Source organism: Roseibium sp. ROS1 (genome assembly GCF_054658215.1).
The window spans coordinates 78,078-99,429 of record NZ_BAAGIG010000005.1 but is presented as its reverse complement, the minus strand read 5'-3'; the positions used below and the strand labels follow the sequence as shown (position 1 = coordinate 99,429).

The window sequence follows — 21,352 nt, the reverse complement described above, 5'->3', positions numbered from 1 at the left end:
CGACTTCTCTTTGAAGCCAATGGGTTATCACTCAAGATGATTGTGTCCTGGGATCAAAATACAGTCATTTGATCCTGGATGAGCGCCGCAAGATTGAACGCTGGTGCCAGGCGAAAGTGTCACTTTGCCGAATTGTGATGATCCCTGGACGACACTGATCGACGATTTATCTGGAAATGACACCGACTGTGGCTCTTGAAGCCATGTTCAGCGGCAAAGCTCCAAGCGCCGTTCGTGATGGCGGTACGCTGGACCTTTCCGCCGTCGGTGTCCTGGCCCGGAGTAACCTGCGTTCCAGAGAATGCAGACAGGATGTTCAATCCTTCTAAAAACGATCAAACTCCATCCGTTACTTGAACGGATCTTCTCTGTCTGCAACATTCGCGTTTATTGACATATTTTCACAACCATTCACTTAATCAGCTATCAAAGGGTCTGCCGGATGCCTGTCTACACCTTCAACACTTTGTACGATCGAAAAGAAAAACGTCCCGACGAATATGGTGAGGTGACTGTATTAACTGAAATCATTGCCCCTGGAACCCATCATCAGTACGAGCGGCAGACCTCGGTCTATGGATATGTCTATCCTCTTGACACCACGTCGGGCCGTAAATCGGCGCCGGAACCGTTTTCGGGCTTTCGGATTGGCGCGACCAAGCGCATTCCCAAGAAGGCCAAACTGATCAGCCCACGCAATAGCGGCAAGGTCGACATGGACAAGGGACACATCATTGCTCTGGAGTTGGGTGGCCCCGATGTCCCAGCCAATATCTGTCCGCAATGGTCGCAATTCCAACGGAACGGCGAATGGCGGCGAATGGAAGTCGAGGTTCATGAGATCGCGCAGCAGCAAGAAGCGCACGACAGTCTGGTGAAGATGACCGTGCATCTTTATTACAATGGTTCTCTGTCGCACACCCGCGGGCTTTGCCCCTCGGGATTCCAGGTAGACCTGACCTTGAACGACACGAACTCGCTGCTCAAACGCTACCAGATCGACAACACCCACAGCTCCGTCGATGACCAAATGTTCTGGCGCATTGCGGACCCACTGGATTCGAAAACGGACGAGGTAGATCCGATCGGCATGCCTCCCCCCATTACGCCCAGCCCCAGCTTCCCCGGCGCACAACCGGTAATGACCCAACGGCAAAACGGCATGAACTGGTTCGATTTTGCCAATCGTCACATTGATGACGAGGATGAATACATGGATCAGAGCTAAGGAGCAGAGTGCAGAACTCAGCGAGGAACAAGCCGAAAATCCAACGGTGTATTCGTGGCGAACGTAACGGCGTGCGCGGTAAAGGTCAGCATTGAGCCTTTCGCGGGCCTCTGGCCCCTGACAAATCCAGGGGCCGGAAGCTGCGTCGTTCAGCGCGACAGCAACAGGGGGATGACGGTTTGCTCCAGCATTTCCCGTGTTGTGCCTCCCAGAATGTTCTCCCGCAGGCGTGAATGTCCGTAGGCACCCATTACCAGAAGGTCGGCTCCCAGTTCGCGTACACTGTCCAGCAAGGCTTCGGACACGGGCCTGTCGGCGGACGCTACGCTTTGAACGGAAATGCCGAGTCCGTGGCGGGCAAGGACCGTTGCGATATCGCTGCCAGGGTCTTCCCCGTGATCATTGTCGCCGACGACCGGGTCAACCAGCAGCAGCGTGATTTCCTCGGCTGACTTCAGAAACGGCAGCGACTCGGATACGGCACGGGCAGCTTCCCGCCGTGAATTCCAGGCGATGGCCACTTTTGTGCCAATGCGGTCGGCCTTGAAGGAATTGGGAACATAAAGCACGGGCCGGCCGGAATCGAACAGCGCTCCATCGATCGCATTCTTTTCGACGGAATTGAGCTCTTGCTCCACGGAGCGCAGGACAACAGCCAGATCACAATAGATGGCATGGCGGGCAACAAGATTGTCCTGGCGAGCGGTAGAAGACAGGCTTGGCCGGACGTCGAACGAGATATCTTCCCTTGCAAGCTGTGCTTCTATTCGGGATGCAAGGGATGTCAGCTCGATCTTTCGCTGGTCGAATTCCTTTGCCCAGATTTCGATGTATCCGTGCCCGCCAGATCCGTAGAACGGCAGTTGCGGGACTTCACCGATCGGCAAAACTGTGAGATGAGCATCAAAAGCCCTCGCTACCGTGACAGCCTTGCCAACGGTTTCCGTGGAGACATCGAGTTCCGTTATTGCGAGTATGGTCTTGTAGGTCATCGTACCGGCTCCCTCCCCTGTTCGCCTGCGTGGGCGCGCGCCGTACAGAGCTTCATCTGCATTGTCCGGGAAAACGATTGAGAGGCAAACTGGTGGTGACTACGTAGCCAGTCGGCAGGGTGTTCCGGGTGGACTAAGCATTGGTCCCGACTTGGCGTACCGCGTTCCACCCGCGAGAATTCGTCCGTGATACAAGTGTATTCAGCATTCTCATCTTATCCTGAACGGCCAAGTTGCCGCTGCCTCGACGGATCCATCAGCCCTGAACCGTTTGCACCAAACCAGCATCGACGCTCCCTTCGCAATCGACCCTGAAGTGGTTGCTCAGGAGCTTTCGGTTCACCCCATGGCGGGGCTCGGGGAGGATGAAGTTGTCAGGCGTCGACGGCGTTACGGCACCAACAGGTTTCGCGAGCTGAAAACCAAGAGTGCATTCGCAATCCTTGCCCATCAATTTGCGAGCATCATCGTCTGGCTTCTTGCAGCCGCCGTTTTCATGTCTCTGCTTCTGGGCGATTTCGCGGACGCGATCGCGATATCCATCGTCCTGGTTCTGAACGGTGCCATCGGGTTCTTCACCGAGTTGCGCGCGGCCCGGTCGATGGAAGCCCTGTTGCGGATCACCACGACGCACTCCCGTGTGCGCCGAGACGGCAAGGTGCTTGAGATCGAGGCAACGGCGCTGGTCCCTGGAGACATCGTGATCCTTGAGGCAGGAGACGTCGTCACGGCTGACCTTCGGCTCACGGCTGCTTCCGATCTTCATTGCGATGAGTCCCTGCTGACCGGGGAGAGCGTCCCGGTTGAAAAGCAGACTTCCAGGATGGCCGAAGAGACGGTGCTTGCCGAACGCTTCAACATGGCTTTCAGCGGAACGGCGGTCACCCAGGGGCTTGGCGAAGGCATCGTTGTTGCCACCGGCATGTCGACGGAACTTGGCCGGATCAGCGCCCTTGCGCAGCAGGCCGACGCCGAAATCTCTCCCCTCGAAAGGAGACTGGACAGGCTGGGGCAGAAGTTGGTCTGGCTGACGCTGGCGCTTGCCACGCTCACGATCACGGCAGGCATTCTCTGGGGTCATCCTCTGTCAGAGATGCTTAAAACCGGAATTGCGCTTGCGGTTGCCGCCATTCCGGAAGGTCTGCCAATCGTGGCGACGTTGTGCCTGGCCAGAGGCATGTGGCGCATGGCGGCCCGCAACGCGCTCGTCACCGAACTTTCGGCTGTAGAGACGTTGGGGGCGACGACACTGATCCTGACCGACAAGACCGGAACCTTGACGGAAAACCGGATGACGGCCGTCCGTTATCTTCTCGACAGCGCGGATATCGACATTCTGCATGAAGGCAACGGCATTCGCTTTTGTTCAGAAGGCCAGGACATCGAACCGGCCTCCACGGAGGGCCTTGCCGCTGCTCTCAGGATTGGTGCGCTGTGCAATTCGGCGGAATATTCAGATGGTCCGAATGAAGTGCGGATCGGTGATCCGATGGAGATATCGTTGCTGGCCACTGCTTCTGTCGCGGGTCTTGCAAGATCTCGCCTGCTGCAGACAATGAAGCCGGCAGAACAGTATGCCTTCACTCCGCAGCGCAAGATGATGGCGACGGTCCATCATGGTGACGGGCACTTTCTTTATGCCGTCAAGGGCGCTCCGGAAGCCGTCCTGAACGCGGCATCCGGGGTTCTAGGAACCGAAGGCACCCGCGCCTTTACGGATGCGGACCGTGCCGCGTGGCGCGGCCGTCAGGAAGAGGCCGCCCGATGCGGCCAGCGTCTCCTCGCCCTTGCCTTCAAAACGGCAGCAACACCTTCCGAAGATCCCTATGAAGGTCTGACACTGGTCGCACTGGTCTGTTTTCTTGATCCGATACGGGAAGACGTTCCAGGAGCGATCAGGGCCAGTCAGCAGGCGGGTGTCCGGGTTGTGATGATGACCGGTGACCATGCCGAGACCGCGGCGAAGATCGCACAGGACGCAGGTATCGGAACGTCCGGCCTGAAAGTGCTGTCCGGCCATGAATTAAACGGGATCGACATGGCACAGGCGACGGCAGAGCAGCGCGAACAGCTCATGGCGACCGATGTCTTTGCAAGGGTGGCACCCGACACCAAGCTGAACCTGGTTTCACTCTTTCAGGATGGCGGACATGTGGTCGCCATGACGGGCGACGGCGTCAACGACGCTCCTGCTCTCAAGAAAGCGGATATCGGAATTGCCATGGGCAAGCGCGGCACACAGGTTGCCCGTGAAGCGTCCGACATTGTCCTGAAGGACGACGACTTCGCGACGATCATCGCCGCAATGCGCCAGGGCAGGATCATTTTCGCGAATATCCGCAAGTTCGTCGTTTATCTGATGTCCTGCAACGTCAGCGAGGTGTTGATTGTGGGCATTGCGGTTGGTGTCGGCCTGCCTGTCCCGCTCCTGCCACTTCAGATCCTGTTCCTCAACCTGGTGACCGATGTCTTCCCCGCCTTTGCCCTGGGGCTCGGTAAGGGGGAAGACGGGGTAATGCAGCGCCCACCGCGGGACCCCGTTGAGCCTATCGTCGACGGGGCCCGCTGGATGTTGATCGGCTATCTTGGTTGCGCGATTACGTTTTCGACGCTTGCTGCATTTGTCATCGCTTTGTTTCTGCTTGGTCTGGAAACGGAAAGAGCCATCACGGTTACCTTTCTGACGCTGGCACTGTCACAGCTCTGGAACGTCTTCAACATGCGTGCCGCAACAGGCCCGTTCTGGAAAAGCGATGTCCTTCGCAATGGTTATGTCTGGGGTGCTATCTCGTTGTGCCTCTCACTTGTCGCAATGGCACTGCTGAATAGGGATCTGTCAGCGCTTCTGGCATTGCCATGGCCAGGACTGACGGGGCTTCTGGTCGCTGGCGCGATGAGTTTTCTGCCGCTGGTTCTCGGACAGGCCTGGATAAGCCTTGCGGCCCGCAACAGCGGTTCGAAGTAAGTTGTCGCTGTTCGAGATTGTTTGGCTTTCGGAAGCAGGGTTTGCCGGAGCTTGGTTGTGCACCTGCAAACCCTGCGTTCCGCGACCGGTTTACATCGGCGGCATGATGACCTTGTCGATCACGTGAATGACGCCGTTGTCGGCTGCCACGTCTGCTGTCACGACATTGGCGTCGTTGATCATCACGCCGTTGTCGAGGTCTACCGAGATTTCACTGCCTTCCACGGTCTTCGCCGCCATTCCATCCGAAAGATCTGTCGAGAGAACTTTGCCTGGAACCACATGGTAAGTCAGGATGGCGACAAGCTTGTCCTTGTTTTCGGGTTTCAGAAGGTCGTCAACGGTACCGGCGGGCAATGCGGCAAAGGCTTCGTCGGTGGGCGCAAAAACGGTAAAGGGACCGTCCCCTTTCAGGGTTTCAACAAGGCCTGCGGCCTGAACGGCGGCAACGAGCGTGCCGAACGAGCCTGCGCCGACAGCAGTGTCGACAATATCGGCGGCTTTCGCCGGAAGAGACACCACGGAAGCTACGATGCCGATTGCAAGATACTTGGCGAATTTCATCAGATCCTCCTTGTCACGTTCTGAAGCTGGCATTGCGCCAGCCATCCCAGTACGCGGACACCTCGAAACGGGATCAGCTCAAAAGAATGGTGCTTGAACACATTAATTTCAGGACGATTTGATGATCCAAAAGTGATCCGGAAGCCGGTCTGCGCAATCACAAAAGGAGCAAGGCATGACGACATCGGCTCCCGCGATCTGCGCTTTTTCCGTCAAATCAATTGGGCTTTCATTCGAACGATAGGTTCTTGGCCCTTCGGCGTCGCGCGACTTCGCGGTAGAGGGCTTCCGGACTGACAGCAATCTGTCGGGCAATCTGGTGCCATTCACCTTTCGGCGGCAATGTGCCGTGCCAGGCGAGCCAGGCATCCAGACGTTCCGTAGCTGTTCTGAGGGCCAGAATTTCGCTCCTCAGGCGAGTTGTCTGTACCTCGCGGGCAAGCCGTGCCGCCCAGGCTTCTGCCAGTTTCGGGTCAGAACGAAACATGTCGAGGAAGCGCTGCCTCGAGATCCCACGTACGGTGGCATCTGATCGGACGATCGCGTCGCAGTGATAAGTTGCGGCAAAAGCAGAGGCTTCAGCCACGACTGCACCTGGAAAAGCGCGTTGTAGAACGAGTGCGGCTCCCCCTGTCTGGTGGCGGACAAGCTGAATTTCACCAGCGGTCACCAGAAACAGGTTCTCCACCTTGCTGTTCTGATGGAACAGATACGCTCCCGCCGGCACCCGGCGCTCAAAGGTTCCAGACGTTTCAAAGAAGGCGGGAATATCCATCGACATGATAGCTATCATGTTCTGATTTTAGTTCCTCAGGCAAGATGGGACGCAAAGCAAAGGAGAAACCATGAGCCGGTACATTCTTGCCCTGATCGTCGCCATTGTGTGCAGCGCTCCGGTTCTGGCCGAGACCGAGAACCAGCCCCAGACAACGCAGCATCATGGCCATTCAGCCGCGCAGCATGCGGCACATGGCACCAAACCATCGTCCGCTAAGGCGGTTCCGCGTGAACCGGGGCAGTCCGCTTTCGCAGCAATTCAGGAAATCGTGGCGATCCTTGAAGCAGATCCTGAAACAGACTGGTCCAGGGTCGATATCGAAGCACTGCGGAACCATCTTGCCGACATGGACAATGTCACCTTGCGGGCAGATGTAAAAACCTTGCCGGTCGAGGATGGTTACCGGTTCACCGTGACGGGAGACGGCGATGTCACCAACTCGATCAGGCGGATGTTGACGGCCCATGCCGCCACCATGAACGGAACCCATGGTTTCCGCTATGAAGTGGCAGAAGTGCCCGGCGGGGCAATTCTGTCGGTTTACGTCAGCAAGCCCTCAAACCTGCAGAAGCTCTCGGGGCTCGGGTTTATCGGCGTGATGACACTGGGCGCGCATCATCAGGAACACCATCTCGCACTGGCGTCCGGCCAATCGCCCCATCACTGACCCAGGTCGTGATTTGGGTTCAAGAGCCGAAACATATTCGGGAGACGGGGACGTATCGAGGAAAAGTCCCCCTCTCCGGACAACCGCAGCAGCAAGAGCGGGAGAGGTCGTTTCCGTGAGGTTCACGACCGCGGCTTCTTTCGGGAGCCTGTCCTCTGCCTCGTTTGCACCGAGGTCCATCTTCAGGTGCCGGACCCGGTCGGTATCTGTGCCGCCTTTCCTTGAGATCAGATAAATCCTGCAATCCGTGTGTTCGTTCAAGAGGTTGACCACCCGGCGACCTACGTCGCCGGGGCCGCCCAGCCGAACAATGGATGAAAACATCAGGCAATGTCCCCGGAGAAGAGGGATAAAATTCTTACGGGGTTTGCTGCAACAGTTCGGAGCTGTAGCCGGCTTCCTTGAGAACGCCTGCGATTTCCTGTGCGGACCGGGTGCTCGTCACGGTCACGGTCCTGTTCGCCAAGTCGAATTCGACATGGGCAGATCCGTCCGCCTGCTCAATGGACTTGCCGATGGTTGCCTTGCAGTGACCGCAGCTCATATCTGGAACGCTGAACTTCATGATTGGCTCCGTAGTTGATCGATTTTCTGTTTTTCCCGGTTCCAGCGGCTGGAAGGTCAAGAAGAAAAAAGTTTGAAAAATATCTTGAACGATCCTTGACCCTCCAGTGACTGGAAGCCTCATTTGAGGAAAATCGAACAATCCATGCCGGAGTTGGACCCATGTCTGGGCAACACAAATTCTCCTTGTCGGTTCAGGGAATGTCATGCGCATCGTGTGTCGGACGCGTCGAGCGAGGCCTTGCGGCTGTCGAAGGGCTTGAAGATGTCGGTGTGAACCTGGCAACTGAAAGCGCACAGTTTACGGCCACCCCTGACAAGATCACCGCAGCGGTCGCCAAACTGGATGACCTCGGCTATCCGGCGCGAACGCAGACGGTCACGCTGACTATTCAGTCCATGTCCTGTGCCTCTTGTGTCGGACGTGTCGACAAGGCGTTGCTGGCGGTGCCCGGGGTCCTCAGTGCCAGAGTCAATCTTGCGGCCGAAACGGCAACGATCGTCTTTGCAGAAGGTGCCACAACCGTTCAGGAGCTGGTGAAGGCCAGCACGGATGCCGGCTATCCCGCAAGTCTGGCAGACGCAGGAACGTCTCAGGATCGCAGTGAACGCAAGGCGGAAGAAGCCCGTGAGCTGGCGCGCAAGATGGCGATCGCCGCAGCCTTTGCCTTGCCCGTGTTCCTGATCGAAATGGGCGGGCATTTGATCCCCGCTTTTCACCACCTGATCGCGGTGACCATTGGTCAGCAAATGAGCTGGATCCTGCAGTTCGTGCTGACGAGCGTGGTGCTTTTCGGTCCGGGCCGATCTTTCTATCTGAAGGGGTTTCCGGCGCTCTTGAAAGGGGCGCCCGACATGAACAGCCTGGTGGCCGTGGGAACCGGAGCCGCCTATCTCTATTCGGTGGTTGCCACCTTCCTGCCGGATCTGGTGCCCGCCGAGGTTCGCGCCGTTTATTTCGAGGCAGCCGCCGTGATTGTCGTTCTGATCCTGCTGGGCCGTTTCCTGGAGGCCAGGGCAAAGGGGCGCACCGGCGCGGCCATCCAGAGCCTCCTCGGCCTTCAGGTCAAGTCTGCCCGGGTGCTGCGGGACGAAGAGATGGTGGAAGTGCCTATCGAAACGCTGGCCATTGGCGACATCGTCGTGGTGCGCCCTGGAGAGCGTCTCGCGGTTGACGGTGAAGTCGTCGAAGGGTTCTCCCACGTCGATGAAAGCATGATCACCGGCGAGCCCGTTCCTGTCGCGAAATCGGCTGGCAACGCGGTGACTGGGGGCACGGTTAATGGCACGGGAGGACTTCAGTTCAAGGCAACGCGTGTCGGTGCCGATACGACCCTTTCGCAGATCATCCGCATGGTCGAGGAAGCCCAGGGCGCCAAGCTGCCGATCCAGGGGCTGGTGGACCGCATTACGCTGTGGTTCGTTCCCGCCGTCATGGCCGTTGCCGTGGCTACGGTCCTGGTGTGGCTGACATTCGGTCCGGACCCGGCATTGACGCTGGCCCTTGTGGCCGGTGTGTCGGTGCTCATCATCGCGTGTCCGTGTGCCATGGGCCTTGCAACGCCGACATCGATCATGGTGGGCACCGGCAGGGCAGCCGAGATGGGTGTCCTGTTCCGCAAGGGGGACGCTCTGCAGCAGCTTGCCGACGTCGACATTGTTGCGCTGGACAAGACGGGCACCGTAACTGAGGGCCGGCCGGAACTGACCGACCTCGTCCTGGCGGACGGTTTTGAACGCTCTTTCGTCCTGTCTCGCATTGCCGCAGTTGAGGCTCGCTCTGAGCATCCTGTTGCCGAGGCCATCGTGCGGGCAGCGGGCAAGGAGAGCGTGGAAAGGTTCGCGGTCAGTGAGTTCAACTCCATCACCGGTCATGGTGTTTCCGCTATTGTGCTCGGTCAACGAGTGCTCGTCGGCGCTGACCGGCTGATGAAGCGCGAAGGTATTGCGACCGATGCGCTGGTGGACGAGGAGGTCAGGCTGGCGACCCGTGGGCGCACAGCTCTCTATGCAGCCATTGACGGCAGAATTGCTGCTGTTGTCGGAGTTGCCGACCCGGTCAAACCATCGAGCCGTGCCGCAATTGCAGCGCTTCATGAGCTGGGGTTGAAGGTCGCGATGATCACCGGCGACAAACGGGAAACCGCCGAGGCAATTGCCGCGGAAACCGGGATCGACATCGTCATCGCGGGTGTTCTGCCCGACGGCAAGGTTGACGCCCTGACCGAACTCAAGGGCGACGAGGGCCGTATTGCCTTCGTTGGAGATGGCATCAACGATGCCCCTGCCCTCGCCCATGCCGATGTCGGTATCGCGATCGGCACAGGTACCGATGTGGCGATTGAATCCGCCGATGTCGTGCTGATGTCGGGCGATCTGAGAGGCGTCGTGAACGCTTACGAAGTGTCGCGCCGCACCATGCGCAACATCAAGGAAAACCTGTTCTGGGCATTTGCCTACAACACGGCCCTGATCCCGGTGGCCGCCGGAGCGCTTTATCCAGCCTTTGGCCTGTTGCTGTCACCCGTTCTTGCAGCAGGCGCCATGGCGTTGTCGTCGGTGTTCGTCCTCACCAATGCCTTGCGACTCCGCCGGATCGCGCCAGTGATGGATGAAGCAAGGTCCAGGGTCGCTTTCACGCCAAGTGCCGAAGCCGCGCCTGCTGAATAGGAGGGGGTGACATGAACATTGGAGAACCTTCGCGCCAGTCCGGGCGACCGACCAGGATCATACGCTGCTTTGAGGACATCGGCCTGAGTGCCCACAAGACGGCCTCGATCAAGCTTTAACGGTGCGGATCGGCAATATGCCGGCCAGAGAAGGGTTGACCGGGGCGCAGGTTCACCGGATTGTGACACAGGTTCGGGTTCGTTGCTGGCAAACAGGATCCAGTAGGTCATTGCTGATGCGGTTGCAGTCTTGCTTTTGGACGACTTTTAAAATGCTCCTCGTGGCGGCTTTCGTTGCTGCCGGAGGATCGTTCAGTCATTCGCTTGCCGGAACTGCCCACGAACACTCACATGAAACCGCTGCCGCCTCCGGCGGCGATATTCCCCACGATCATGCTTCAAACCATTCCGATCACAATGTGGCAGATCATGAAACCGTGCATTGTGGGGCCTATTTGCTGGCGTTGACGGATGACGAGCATCTGAGCATCCCTGACCTCATCGAAGACAGCGTCCGTGACACCGCGGTGTCCAATGTGTCCCGGGTGTGGAAGATTGATCCGCCTCCCCCGCGACCGGCTCCTTTATCCGTTTGAAATCGCTTGAGGCGGAATATCCGCCACGCAATCTGGATACAGGACAAGATCAATGAAACTTACGGTTATATCAGTGACTGGCGCGCTGTTGCTTGCAGGCGTTGCTGGCGCCTTTGCACATGGTGGGGCGTCCGGAATCGTCAAGGAACGCATGGACGCGATGGATGAGATGGGCGACGTGATGAAGTCGCTGACTGCCATCATGCGTGGAGAAAAGGACTATGATGCGGACGCAGTGCGTGAGGGCGCTGCGGTTATCCAGTCCCATTCCGGCGAGGCCCTGACCAAGCTGTTCCCGGAACACAGCATCGAAGGCCCATCGGAGGCGAAACCGGAAATCTGGACCGACTGGGAAGAATTCTCTGAGCTCGCAAAACAGCTGGACGTTTTTGCAGCAGGACTTGGCGCAGCGGCCGAAAACGGCCTGGCACACGGCAAGGGCGGTGCAGGTATGACGGGTCAGTCGGGCATGATGGGGCAAGACACCATGATGGGTGGAAATTCCATGATGTCCCAGGGTGGTATGATGGGCTCCGGAGGAATGATGGGGTCGGGTGGCATGATGGGGAACGCCGGTCACATGGCCGATCCCGAAATGTTGGCCCAGATGCCTGCGGACGGGCTTTTCAACATGGTCGCGCAGACCTGTTCGGCCTGTCACTCAAAATTCAGGGTCGAGAAAAACTGATCGATGCGCCTCTGGCTCGTTTTTGCGATCGTTGCTCCCGCGTTGGCGGGAGCGGCGTTCGCCGTGCTTTACCTCTGGCCTGTCGACAAGCCCGAACGGATCGAAGTCCTTGCCGGCGATCCGGGCCGCGGCGCCTATCTTGCCAGGATGTCGGGATGTATCGCCTGCCATACCAATACGGAAGGTGGCGGGAAACCTCTGGCTGGCGGTGTCAGGCTGCCGACAGACTTCGGCACGTTCTATTCGCCCAACCTGACGACGGATCCGGATCACGGCATCGGAAACTGGAACTTGCAGGATTTTGCAGCGGCGGTGCGACAGGGTATCTCGCCGGAAGGAGAGCCCTACTATCCGTCGTTTCCCTATCCGTTTTACGGTTCCTTTAGCGACCAGGATATCGCGGACCTGTGGGCAGCCTTCAAGACGGTTCCCCCTGTTGGTGAAAAATCTACACCACATGACATGTTGCCGCCATTCAATCTCAGAATGGGTCTGAAACTCTGGCGCGGACTGTTTTACGTGCCGGAGACATTCGACCCGGATCCTGCGCGCTCTGATCTCTGGAACAGGGGCAAGTTCATTGTTGAGGGACCGGCTCATTGCGGCGCTTGCCACACCCCTAGAAATGCCGCTGGTGCACGTCAGGCGGAATTGGCTCTGCATGGCGCCAGCGAACTGCCTGACGGCGGCAAGTCTCCACCCATCACGAGTGCCGCGCTGAAGAGGCAGGGCTGGACGATAAGTTCTCTGCAGTATGCGCTGAAAACCGGGATCATGCCCGATGGGGATGTCTTTGGCGGTTCCATGGGCGAGGTCGTGCGCGACGGCACTGCTTTCCTGTCCGAAGAGGACAGGGAAGCAATAGCAACCTTTCTCCTGGAGAGGGACGGCTGACCGTGTGAAGGAGAGAAACCATGAGAAGCCGCATCTTGCTCGGCGCACTTTCTGCGGCAGTGGTGATTGTCGTCGCCAGTGCCATTTTCCTCCTGGCACCCCCCGATGTTGACGAAGGTGTCGTCCGGCTGAAGCCGGGCGACCTCAAGCTTGTGCGTTTGGGAGCAGACATTTACGCGCAGAATTGTGCAGCTTGCCACGGAGACGACCTGAAAGGAGAGCGCGACTGGATGGACGCCAATCCGGACGGTTCCCTGAAGGCCCCGCCGCACGACGAAACCGGGCACACCTGGCATCATCAGGACGACCTGCTGTTCCGTATCACGAAGCTTGGCACCGCGAAGGCGGTTGGCCTTGAGAATTTCAATTCGAACATGCCGGCGTTCGAAGGAGTCCTGACAGATACCGAAATCATCGCCGTCCTGTCCTGGATCAAGGCACAGTGGCCGCAGGAAATTCGTGAAAGGCATGACCTCATCAATGCGCAAGGCGGAGCCCCATCGTCTTGAAGGCCATGCGTTTTCGCCATACGGCTATGAAGCATTGCGGTTGCGGCACAGGTTCGATCGCAAGGCGCGGTGAAGCTGGACCGCTGGAGAGTTAAGTGATTTCGGTACTTGCCAATCAAACCTACCGCCATCTTTTTTTCGCGCAGGTCATCGCGTTGTTCGGCACAGGTCTGATGACGGTTGGCCTGGCGCTGTTGGCCTTCGATCTTGCAGGCGATGAGGCTGGCGCCGTTCTGGGAACAGCCCTTGCGATCAAGATGATTGTCTACGTCGGCATCAGCCCGATTGCTGCCGCTTATGCGAGCCGGTTTCCGCGTCGGATGTTTCTCGTCACGTTGGATATGGTCCGGGCTCTGACCGCGGTGGCCCTGCCCTTCGTTGACGAGATTTGGCAGATCTACGTTCTGATCGCCCTGTTGCAAACCGCGTCCGCGGCCTTCACCCCTGCCTTCCAGGCCAGCATTCCCGATATCCTTCCGGATGAAAAGGACTACACGAATGCCTTGTCGCTATCGCGCATGGCGTATGATCTTGAAAACCTTCTCAGCCCGATGATTGCAGCCGTACTGGTTGGCCTTGTCGGCTTCCACTGGTTGTTCGGTGGTACCGTTGCCGGCTTCCTGTTCTCTGCCGGGTTGATCCTGACCATTCGGCTCGTCTCGCCGCAGGCCGACGCGGAAGAGCCCGCGTTCCGAAGAACCGTCAAGGGCCTGCAGATCTATCTGAAGACACCACGCTTGAGAGGATTGCTGGCGCTCAATCTCGCGGTTGCCGCCTCGGGAGCCATGGTGATCGTCAACGGTGTCGTCATCGTGAAATCGTACCTCGGTCTCAACGACACCGACCTGGCCTTGTCGATGGCGGCCTATGGCGGAGGCTCCATGGTTGTCGCGTTGACGTTGCCAAAGCTTCTTGCAAGCCTTTCCGAACGGTTCGTCATGCTCGCCGGCGGGGCACTGCTTCCCGTTTCGTTGCTGATATTTGCCGGCCTGTTGGTGGTCCTGCCGGTGCCTTTCGTTTGGCCAACGCTGCTGCTGGTCTGGTTTGCCATGGGGGCGGGCATGTCAGCGGTGCTCGTGCCCTCTGGACGGCTTCTCAAAAATTCCGCCCATCCCCAGGACCGTCCATTGGTTTTTGCGGCACAATTTGCTCTTTCGCACGGTTGCTGGCTGATTGCCTATCCGCTTGCCGGCTGGCTTGGAGCAAATTCCTCGATGTCTGTGACAATGGTCGTTCTCGCCGGAATGGCTGTGCTTGGCTGGGTTGTGGCCGGCAAGTCCTGGCCTGCAGACGATCATAGTATTCTCGACCATGCGCACCCCGACCTGCCGGCAAACCACCCGCATCTTGCCAAAGCGCATGGAAAACGACACGCACATGCGTTCGTGATCGACAGCCTTCACCACACCTGGCCGGATCGCCAGCCATGATGGATCTTCTCATCTCCTGGCAACGCTGGATCTATGGCGGTGTGCGGGCATCGTTGCTGGAATTCAGCCAGTCGGGGGATTTCTGGCTTCTTGCGAGCATGATCGGGACAGGGGTGCTGTTCGGCGCCATTCACGCTTTGACGCCCGGGCACGGAAAGACGATCCTGGCTAGCTATGTCGCCGGAGCCAGAAGCAGCTTCGCCCGTGCATTTTCGGTCTCGACACTTCTGGCGGCAACACATGTGCTCACAGCCGTTCTGATCGCCTTCTTTGCATCCCAGCTTGTGGAAAGATCCTTTGTTGGTGGCGGCCGGGCCCCGGCCCTCGAGTTGATCAGCCGCCTCACACTGATCGGTATCGGCGCATGGCTCTTTGTCCGGGCAATCCGCTCAAGGCCGGGCAGGAAGCGAGCCGAAGGCTTCTGGGTGGCCCTTACAGCCGGTCTCGTACCGTGTCCTTTGACATTGTTTGTCGTGGTGGCAGCCCTGTCGCAAGGCGAACCGGGGGCGGGTCTGATGTTCGCGGCATCGATGCTTGTCGGCATCGCCTTCACGCTTTGTATGGTTGCAGGATTGGCGGTTTTCGGCCAACGCCTGTTTCTCGATGTCGCTCTCAGGAACGGCGCGACCCTCAGCGTGGTTTCCCGAGCGCTCGATGCGACTGCCGGAATTCTCATTATCCTTTTCGCCGGTATCCAATTGCTTGAATAGACGCGACCCTGTTCAGATCTGCTTTAATCTCCCTGTCGCAAACGAAAAATTGAAGGGTCGGCGCTCATATTCGCTTCTGCTTCGGCCCCGCCAGGCGTATTTAGGTCTCAGGTTGTCCCGTGATCGGATGAACTATCGCAGAACCGGAAGTTTATTAACCGCCCTTCGAAGGCTTGCTCAACAGCACCTATCAGGCACTTGTATTTGTGCTGGACTGGATTATATCGCGCAACATGACCCGACCCGTGCATCACATCAGCAGACTGGCCGCGACGATCCTGTTCGCGATTGCCCTGCTGTTTGCTGGGTTTGCACCGGCTCACCAGGCGATGATGGCTCCTGGAGAACATGTTGCGGCCAACGCCGGCATGCCGTGTGAAACGATGATGGGTCATGCCTCGGCAATGATGGGCGATGAAATGCCGGACGACGGACAGGTGAAATTCGACCTGTGCTGCGGCGGTGCGTTATGCGCTGCCGATACTGTTCGCGATAGCCAGGAAATGGCACTGGGTTTTGCCCAGGCCCTCGCCTTCACGCAGTTGCCGCCTGATGCCCTTCACGTCTCGGACACCACACTTCCCGAACGACCTCCCCGCCTCCTCTGAAAACATCGTTCCTCCGCAGATTTTCGCGGAGCCAGAAGTGATGGACATGCCTTCGGCAAACAGCCGCTGGCAACTCAGAGGTTACTATGCGTGGACGTTATACCGCGCTCAGCATCATCGCCCTTGCCGCAGGTGTGGCAGGCGGGGTGTTTCTTGAGCGCCTTTATCTGAACCCGGGCGACGGCAATGCGTCGGGGGGACCAGAAATTCTCTATTGGGTCGCCCCCATGGACCCGAACTTCCGCCAGCCCGGGCCCGGCAAGTCGCCGATGGGAATGGATCTGATACCGGTTTATGCCGGACAGGAACCTTCCGCTGATCCGGCTGAAGTCAACCTGTCGGCGGCCGAGGTCAATGCCATCGGCGTACGTACCGCTTTGGCCCGTGTCGGTGAAATTTCCCGGCAAATCGAAACCGTCGGCTTCGTCGGATACGACGAACATCTGACCAGTCATGTTCACACCCGGGTGGACGGCTGGATCGAGACGCTGAACATTCGCGCCGTTGGCGACCGGGTGAAAAAGGGCGAAGTGCTGTTCGAGCTGTTTTCGCCCGAATTCGGCATTGCCAGCTTCGATTTCCTGCGTTCGCTTTCGAACGGCAACGGTCTGTCCCTGGAGGCTGCCCGCAACAAGCTGCGCAGCCATGGGGCTTCAGAGGAGCAGATTGCCGAGATCGAGGCAGACGGTAAGGTCGCCCGCAGGATCAAGGTGGTCGCGCCGCGCGACGGGGTCGTTATTGCCCTCGCGGCCGCCGACGGCATGTTCCTGCAGCCCGGCGCTCAGGCCATGTCCATCACGGATCTCGACAAGGTTTGGCTGATTGTGGATGTCTTCGAGCGCGATATCGCGCGTTTGACGGAAGACATGCGTGCGGTCGCCCGCTTCGAACATCTGCCGGGACGGACATTCGAAGGCCAGATCGATTACATTTACCCGGAACTCGATCCCAAAACACGAACCCTGCCTGTCAGGCTCCTGTTCGACAACGCCGAAGGTCTGTTGCGGCCGAACATGTTCGGCAACGTCAGGCTGTTTCCAAACGAGACCCGCACTGCCGTCACCATTCCCTCCGAAGCCGTCATCCGGACGGGAACAGCGGAGCGTGTTGTCATCAAGATCGGCGAAGGCACTTTCAAGCCAAGGCTGATAACCACCGGATTGCGTGACAATTTTGGAGAAAACGGGCGCACGGAGGTTGTTCAGGGGCTTGAGCCCGGTGAGGAGGTTGTTGCTTCGGCCCAGTTCCTGATCGACAGCGAAAGCGCGCTCAATGCGGGCTTGATGCGCATGGCGCCGACGAACGAAGTTCCTGCGCGCGGAACCGGTGAACTGGTCGCGCTCGACCGCGAAGCCCGGCTTGCAACCATCCGCCACGACAGTCTGGAAAGTCTCGACTGGCCCGCGATGACAACACGTTTTCCTGTTGCGGCGTCCATCCCTCTCGACCGGTTGAGCGAGGGCCAGCAGGTTTCCTTCAAGGCAGCGCGCGGCGCTGATGGCCTGCTGGGGTTGATTGAGCTCGGGTCAGACGACGGCATTGCAGCCACGGGGTCGGGAACCGTTCTTGCTGTTACAAGCGACGGCAAACTGACGATGGAACATGGTCCGATCCCGGATCTCGGCTGGCCCGCCATGCAAATGGACCTGGATGTCTCGGGCTTCGATCCGCAGTCGGTTCCGGTGAATGTTCCGGTCGAATTCGACCTCGCCAAGGGCGACGGCGGTCTCTTCTCGATCGTGGCAGTAAGGCAGCCGGGCGTTGCCGAGGATCCGTCGGCAAAGCAGGCCGAGGAAGTTGCCGACGACGCGCAAGCCGAAACCGCACCCATCGTGGTGTCGGGAACGATCAACTCGATCGATATCGAAAACGCGAAGGCTACAATCACCCATGGCCCCATTGCCGAAATCGGCATGCCTGGCATGACCATGGCATTCGCGGTGGACGAGACCCTGGACCTGGATGCCCTGCCAGTCGGCACGGAAACCACGCTCACCTTTTCAAGGCCGGACGGAATGACAATGGTCCTGGCAAAGGCAGAGCCGATCACCCCGCCGATGGAAGTCCGCGGCACCATCAACGCCCTTGATCGGGATGCAGGCACGGCCAACATCACTCACGGACCGATGGCAGAGATCGGCATGCCGGGCATGACCATGGATTTTGCCGTTGATCAGGCCGTTGCCGTTGGTGATTTGCCACTGGATCAGGAGGTAACACTCTTGCTCCAGCGCAATCCGGACTTCTCGATGACATTGGTCGGCGTCCGGCGTGAGGAGGGCTTGTGATGATTGCCGCAATCATTCGTGCCTCCATCGCCAACCGCGTGATCATGCTGGCAATCGCCGCCATGATCGCCGTCGCCGGTATCTGGGCAATCCGCGAAACGCCCGTCGATGCAATCCCGGATCTTTCGGACGTTCAGGTCATCGTGCGCACGCCCTACGCCGGCCAGGCGCCTCAGGTGGTGGAGGACCAGGTCACATTCCCCATCGCCACGGCAATGCTTGCCGTGCCAGGTGCCAGTGATGTGCGCGGTTTTTCTTTCTTTGGCGATAGCTACGTCTACATCGTTTTCGAAGACGGCACCGATCTTTACTGGGCCAGAACCCGTGTTCTGGAATACCTCGGTCAGATCGCTGCCAACCTGCCTGAAGATGTTTCACCACAGCTTGGCCCGGATGCGACGGGTGTCGGCTGGATTTACCAGTACGCCCTGATAGACCGCACCGGCAACCATGACCTTGCCCAACTGCGTGCCCTTCAGGACTGGTTCCTGAAATACGAACTTCAGACCGTCGACGGCGTGTCGGAGGTCGCCACGATCGGCGGCATGGTGAAGCAATACCAGGTGGTCGTGGACCCCAACAAACTCAGGGCCTACGACATAACGCTGTCGCAGATCCGAGGCGCCATTCAGGCCGCGAACCGGGAAACCGGCGGCAGCGTGATCGAGATGGGCGAAGCCGAATTCATGGTGCGCTCGACCGGTTACGTCGATGAGCTTGCCGATCTTGCCAAGGCACCGTTGATGGTCAACGACCGCGGTGCGCCGCTGACCCTCGGAGATGTTGCCGACATTCGCCTCGGGCCGGAAATGCGCCGTGGTGTCGGTGAATTCGGCGGCGAAGGCGATGCAGTCGGCGGGGTTGTGATCCTGCGCTGGGGCGGCAATGCACTGGCAGCCATCAAGGCAGTCGAAGCACGGATCGGCGAACTGCGCAGCAGCCTGCCCGAAGGAGTGGAGATCGTCACAACCTACGACCGCTCCGGCGTTATCGAACGTGCGATCGACAATCTTCAGACAAAGCTGACCGAAGAATTCATCGTTGTCGTTCTGGTCTGCGCAGCCTTCCTCCTGCACTTGCGTTCCTCGCTCGTCATCCTGTTTTCCCTGCCTCTCGGCATCGCGGCTGCCTTCATCATCATGAAGCTGCAGGGCGTGAATGCGAACATCATGTCGCTTGGCGGCATCGCCATCGCCATCGGCGCGATGGTGGATGCGGCGATCGTCATGATCGAGGCGATGCACCGTCGGCTGGAACATGAAAAACTGACAGCGGAGAACCGCTGGCGGATCGTGGGGGAATGTGCCTCGGAAGTGGGCCCTGCCCTCTTCTTCTCCCTGGCGATCATCACCGTCAGCTTCCTGCCGGTGTTCGTTCTGGAAAGCCAGGAAGGCAGGCTCTTCAAGCCGTTGGCCTTTACCAAGACCTACGCCATGGCGGCCGCGGCCATACTCTCCATCACGCTGGTTCCGGTGCTGATGGGGTACTTTGTCCGCGGGCGAATTCTTGCGGAGAACAAGAACCCGCTCAACCGGATCGTGATCTGGCTTTACCGCCCTTTTCTGGATGCAGCCGTTGCCTGGCCCTGGGCAACGACCATTCTGGCGGGTGTCCTGGTCGCCTCCATGTGGTGGCCCCTTCAGAGGATCGGCACGGAATTCATGCCAGCCCTCAACGAAGGTGACTTCCTTTACATGCCGACGCTTTATCCCGGCGTTTCCATCGGCAAGGCGCGTGAGGTTCTTCAGCAGTCCGACCGTCTCATCGCCACCGTACCGGAAGTAAAGACGGTCCACGGCAAGCTGGGCCGTGCCGATACGGCGACAGACCCTGCCCCGCTGACGATGATCGAGACGACCATCCAGCTGAAGCCGCGCGCCGAGTGGCGGGAGGGCATGACGATGGACTGGATCCGGGATGAGCTGGATCAGGCCGTCCAGATACCGGGCGTCACCAACGTGTGGATCCAGCCGATCAAGAACCGCATCGACATGCTGGCAACCGGCATCAAGACCCCTGTCGGGGTCAAGATCACCGGGGCCGATCTTGGCGTCATCGAAAAGATCGGCATTGAAGTCGAAAACGCGGTCGCAGGAATTGACGGCACGGCATCGGCCTACGCCGAGCGGCCCGTCGGGGGACGCTTCATCGAGATCGACGTCGACCGGGAGGCGGCTGCCCGCTTCATGATGAGCGTGCGGGACATCCAGGACGTCGTGCAGACCGCGATTGGCGGCATGCAGGTATCGGAGTCCGTCGAAGGCCTGGAGCGCTTTCCCATCAACCTCCGCTATCCGCAGGACTGGCGCAACAGCCCCGAGCGCTTGCGGGAACTTCCGGTGGTCACGCCGTCCGGCGCCCATATTCCGCTCGGTGCCCTGGCAAAGGTCAGCGTTGTTGACGGACCGGGCATGATCCGGTCTGAAAACGCCCGGCGCACCGGGTTCGTCTTCATCGACATCACCGGCCGGGATCTGGGCGGCTACGTTGATGAAGCGCGCAGGACGGTTGCGGAGAAGGTGCAACTGCCTCCCGGCTATTCGATCGCCTGGTCGGGCCAGTATGAGTACATCGAACGCATGCAGGAACGCCTGAAGCTGGTGGCTCCGGCGACCTTGCTGATCATCACGCTCATGCTGTTCATGGCGTTCAACCGGGTCATTGAAGTCGGCATCATCCTTGCCGCGCTTCCCGTGGCACTGGCCGGAGGTGTGTGGTTCCTCTGGTACCTGGATTTCGACATGTCGGTCGCGGTGATCGTCGGCTTCATCGCCCTTGCCGGCGTTGCGGTCGAGACAGCCATCGTGATGCTGCTCTACCTCAACCTGGCCTGGGAAAAACGCAAGAAGCTTGCGGCCGCCGAGGCCCGCTCCCTGACGGTTGTCGACGTAGAGGAAGTGGTTTTCGAAGGTGCGCTTTTGCGCGTGCGGCCAAAGGTGATGACCGTTGCGACGATCTTTGCCGGGCTGATCCCGATCATGTACGGCGACGGCACGGGCTCGGAAATCATGCAGCGGATCGCAGCCCCCATGGTCGGTGGCATGGCAACCGCCACCCTTCTGACCCTCTTCGTCATTCCCGCCATTTTCACGATCTGGAAGCGGCTTGCTCTCTCACGGGTCAACCGTGAGCTGAGCATAGCCGCCCCGGACATCAAAGGTGCGGTGCAGCCGGCCGAATGATTTTGCAACTCACAAACAAA

Annotated in this window: 17 protein-coding genes and 1 pseudogene; 14 read left to right on the top strand and 4 right to left on the bottom strand. The window is 59.0% G+C overall.

Annotated elements, in window-relative coordinates:
* Positions 1–47: 47 nt before the first annotated feature.
* Both ACYQ6M_RS26625 and ACYQ6M_RS26620 read left to right on the top strand, forming a co-directional pair.
* Positions 48–155, top strand: a pseudogene (locus ACYQ6M_RS26625) (helix-turn-helix domain-containing protein); the annotation flags it as partial.
* Positions 156–442: 287 nt separating this feature from the next.
* On the top strand, positions 443–1,228 hold the full coding sequence (locus tag ACYQ6M_RS26620) for a DNA/RNA non-specific endonuclease (protein WP_460076584.1): 786 nt from the start codon (positions 443–445) through the stop codon (positions 1,226–1,228).
* A 149-nt stretch (positions 1,229–1,377) separates the two neighbouring features.
* Here the strand turns inward: ACYQ6M_RS26620 and ACYQ6M_RS26615 are convergent, their stop codons facing one another.
* Positions 1,378–2,220: a universal stress protein gene (locus ACYQ6M_RS26615; RefSeq protein WP_460076582.1), complete on the bottom strand. Its 843-nt coding sequence runs from the start codon at positions 2,218–2,220 to the stop codon at positions 1,378–1,380.
* Between the two features lie 271 nt (positions 2,221–2,491).
* Here ACYQ6M_RS26615 and ACYQ6M_RS26610 point away from each other — a divergent pair, with 271 nt between their 5' ends.
* Positions 2,492–5,185 (top strand): cation-translocating P-type ATPase, encoded by a 2,694-nt coding sequence (locus ACYQ6M_RS26610; RefSeq protein ID WP_460076580.1) that lies wholly within the window; start codon positions 2,492–2,494, stop codon positions 5,183–5,185.
* 90 nt (positions 5,186–5,275) lie between these two features.
* On the opposite strand, the gene ACYQ6M_RS26605 is transcribed toward ACYQ6M_RS26610, so the two are convergent.
* Together ACYQ6M_RS26605 and ACYQ6M_RS26600 are read right to left on the bottom strand one after the other, a co-directional pair.
* Positions 5,276–5,749: a fasciclin domain-containing protein gene (locus ACYQ6M_RS26605; RefSeq protein WP_297839697.1), complete on the bottom strand. Its 474-nt coding sequence runs from the start codon at positions 5,747–5,749 to the stop codon at positions 5,276–5,278.
* 229 nt (positions 5,750–5,978) lie between these two features.
* The gene (locus tag ACYQ6M_RS26600) at positions 5,979–6,542 is read right to left on the bottom strand and encodes a Crp/Fnr family transcriptional regulator (RefSeq protein WP_460076577.1); all 564 of its coding nucleotides are present in this window, start codon (positions 6,540–6,542) and stop codon (positions 5,979–5,981) included.
* Positions 6,543–6,594: 52 nt separating this feature from the next.
* On the opposite strand from ACYQ6M_RS26600, the gene ACYQ6M_RS26595 reads away from it, so the two are divergent.
* On the top strand, positions 6,595–7,194 hold the full coding sequence (locus ACYQ6M_RS26595) for a hypothetical protein (RefSeq protein ID WP_460076575.1): 600 nt from the start codon (positions 6,595–6,597) through the stop codon (positions 7,192–7,194).
* A 358-nt stretch (positions 7,195–7,552) separates the two neighbouring features.
* Here ACYQ6M_RS26595 and ACYQ6M_RS26590 read toward each other — a convergent pair whose 3' ends face one another.
* Positions 7,553–7,759 (bottom strand): heavy-metal-associated domain-containing protein, encoded by a 207-nt coding sequence (locus ACYQ6M_RS26590; RefSeq protein ID WP_289809418.1) that lies wholly within the window; start codon positions 7,757–7,759, stop codon positions 7,553–7,555.
* A gap of 161 nt (positions 7,760–7,920) precedes the next feature.
* On the opposite strand from ACYQ6M_RS26590, the gene ACYQ6M_RS26585 reads away from it, so the two are divergent.
* The 10 genes from ACYQ6M_RS26585 (at position 7,921) to ACYQ6M_RS26540 (ending at position 21,332) form a co-directional block, all read left to right on the top strand.
* Positions 7,921–10,428 (top strand): heavy metal translocating P-type ATPase, encoded by a 2,508-nt coding sequence (locus tag ACYQ6M_RS26585; RefSeq protein ID WP_460076573.1) that lies wholly within the window; start codon positions 7,921–7,923, stop codon positions 10,426–10,428.
* A gap of 136 nt (positions 10,429–10,564) precedes the next feature.
* A complete protein-coding gene (locus ACYQ6M_RS26580) occupies positions 10,565–11,023 on the top strand; it encodes a hypothetical protein (RefSeq protein ID WP_460076571.1) in 459 nt (152 codons plus the stop codon).
* Positions 11,024–11,075: 52 nt separating this feature from the next.
* Positions 11,076–11,711 carry a c-type cytochrome gene (locus ACYQ6M_RS26575; protein WP_055661046.1) on the top strand — a complete coding sequence of 212 codons (636 nt, stop codon included), beginning with the start codon at positions 11,076–11,078 and terminating at the stop codon, positions 11,709–11,711.
* 3 nt (positions 11,712–11,714) lie between these two features.
* Positions 11,715–12,605: a c-type cytochrome gene (locus ACYQ6M_RS26570; RefSeq protein WP_460076569.1), complete on the top strand. Its 891-nt coding sequence runs from the start codon at positions 11,715–11,717 to the stop codon at positions 12,603–12,605.
* 20 nt (positions 12,606–12,625) lie between these two features.
* The gene (locus tag ACYQ6M_RS26565; protein WP_460076567.1) at positions 12,626–13,114 is read left to right on the top strand and encodes a c-type cytochrome; all 489 of its coding nucleotides are present in this window, start codon (positions 12,626–12,628) and stop codon (positions 13,112–13,114) included.
* A gap of 95 nt (positions 13,115–13,209) precedes the next feature.
* The gene (locus ACYQ6M_RS26560; RefSeq protein WP_460076564.1) at positions 13,210–14,544 is read left to right on the top strand and encodes an MFS transporter; all 1,335 of its coding nucleotides are present in this window, start codon (positions 13,210–13,212) and stop codon (positions 14,542–14,544) included.
* Positions 14,541–15,254 carry a HoxN/HupN/NixA family nickel/cobalt transporter gene (locus tag ACYQ6M_RS26555; protein ID WP_460076562.1) on the top strand — a complete coding sequence of 238 codons (714 nt, stop codon included), beginning with the start codon at positions 14,541–14,543 and terminating at the stop codon, positions 15,252–15,254. Before ACYQ6M_RS26560 ends, ACYQ6M_RS26555 begins: the two co-directional genes overlap by 4 nt.
* A 233-nt stretch (positions 15,255–15,487) precedes the next feature.
* Positions 15,488–15,862, top strand: a complete 375-nt coding sequence (locus tag ACYQ6M_RS26550) for a hypothetical protein (protein WP_145903877.1) — start codon at positions 15,488–15,490, stop codon at positions 15,860–15,862.
* Positions 15,863–15,948: 86 nt separating this feature from the next.
* Positions 15,949–18,150: an efflux RND transporter periplasmic adaptor subunit gene (locus tag ACYQ6M_RS26545; protein ID WP_460076559.1), complete on the top strand. Its 2,202-nt coding sequence runs from the start codon at positions 15,949–15,951 to the stop codon at positions 18,148–18,150.
* Positions 18,150–21,332: an efflux RND transporter permease subunit gene (locus tag ACYQ6M_RS26540; protein ID WP_460076556.1), complete on the top strand. Its 3,183-nt coding sequence runs from the start codon at positions 18,150–18,152 to the stop codon at positions 21,330–21,332. Before ACYQ6M_RS26545 ends, ACYQ6M_RS26540 begins: the two co-directional genes overlap by 1 nt.
* Positions 21,333–21,352: the final 20 nt, after the last annotated feature.

Coding starts and splice junctions, on each gene's coding strand:
- ACYQ6M_RS26540 (WP_460076556.1), top strand. CDS start 18,150: ATGATTGCCGCAATCATTCGTGCCTCCATCGCCAACCGCGTGATCATG.
- ACYQ6M_RS26580 (WP_460076571.1), top strand. CDS start 10,565: ATGCCGGCCAGAGAAGGGTTGACCGGGGCGCAGGTTCACCGGATTGTG.
- ACYQ6M_RS26545 (WP_460076559.1), top strand. CDS start 15,949: ATGCGTGGACGTTATACCGCGCTCAGCATCATCGCCCTTGCCGCAGGT.
- ACYQ6M_RS26555 (WP_460076562.1), top strand. CDS start 14,541: ATGATGGATCTTCTCATCTCCTGGCAACGCTGGATCTATGGCGGTGTG.
- ACYQ6M_RS26585 (WP_460076573.1), top strand. CDS start 7,921: ATGTCTGGGCAACACAAATTCTCCTTGTCGGTTCAGGGAATGTCATGC.
- ACYQ6M_RS26550 (WP_145903877.1), top strand. CDS start 15,488: ATGACCCGACCCGTGCATCACATCAGCAGACTGGCCGCGACGATCCTG.
- ACYQ6M_RS26565 (WP_460076567.1), top strand. CDS start 12,626: ATGAGAAGCCGCATCTTGCTCGGCGCACTTTCTGCGGCAGTGGTGATT.
- ACYQ6M_RS26600 (WP_460076577.1), bottom strand. CDS start 6,542: ATGATAGCTATCATGTCGATGGATATTCCCGCCTTCTTTGAAACGTCT.
- ACYQ6M_RS26615 (WP_460076582.1), bottom strand. CDS start 2,220: ATGACCTACAAGACCATACTCGCAATAACGGAACTCGATGTCTCCACG.
- ACYQ6M_RS26590 (WP_289809418.1), bottom strand. CDS start 7,759: ATGAAGTTCAGCGTTCCAGATATGAGCTGCGGTCACTGCAAGGCAACC.
- ACYQ6M_RS26605 (WP_297839697.1), bottom strand. CDS start 5,749: ATGAAATTCGCCAAGTATCTTGCAATCGGCATCGTAGCTTCCGTGGTG.
- ACYQ6M_RS26595 (WP_460076575.1), top strand. CDS start 6,595: ATGAGCCGGTACATTCTTGCCCTGATCGTCGCCATTGTGTGCAGCGCT.
- ACYQ6M_RS26575 (WP_055661046.1), top strand. CDS start 11,076: ATGAAACTTACGGTTATATCAGTGACTGGCGCGCTGTTGCTTGCAGGC.
- ACYQ6M_RS26620 (WP_460076584.1), top strand. CDS start 443: ATGCCTGTCTACACCTTCAACACTTTGTACGATCGAAAAGAAAAACGT.
- ACYQ6M_RS26570 (WP_460076569.1), top strand. CDS start 11,715: ATGCGCCTCTGGCTCGTTTTTGCGATCGTTGCTCCCGCGTTGGCGGGA.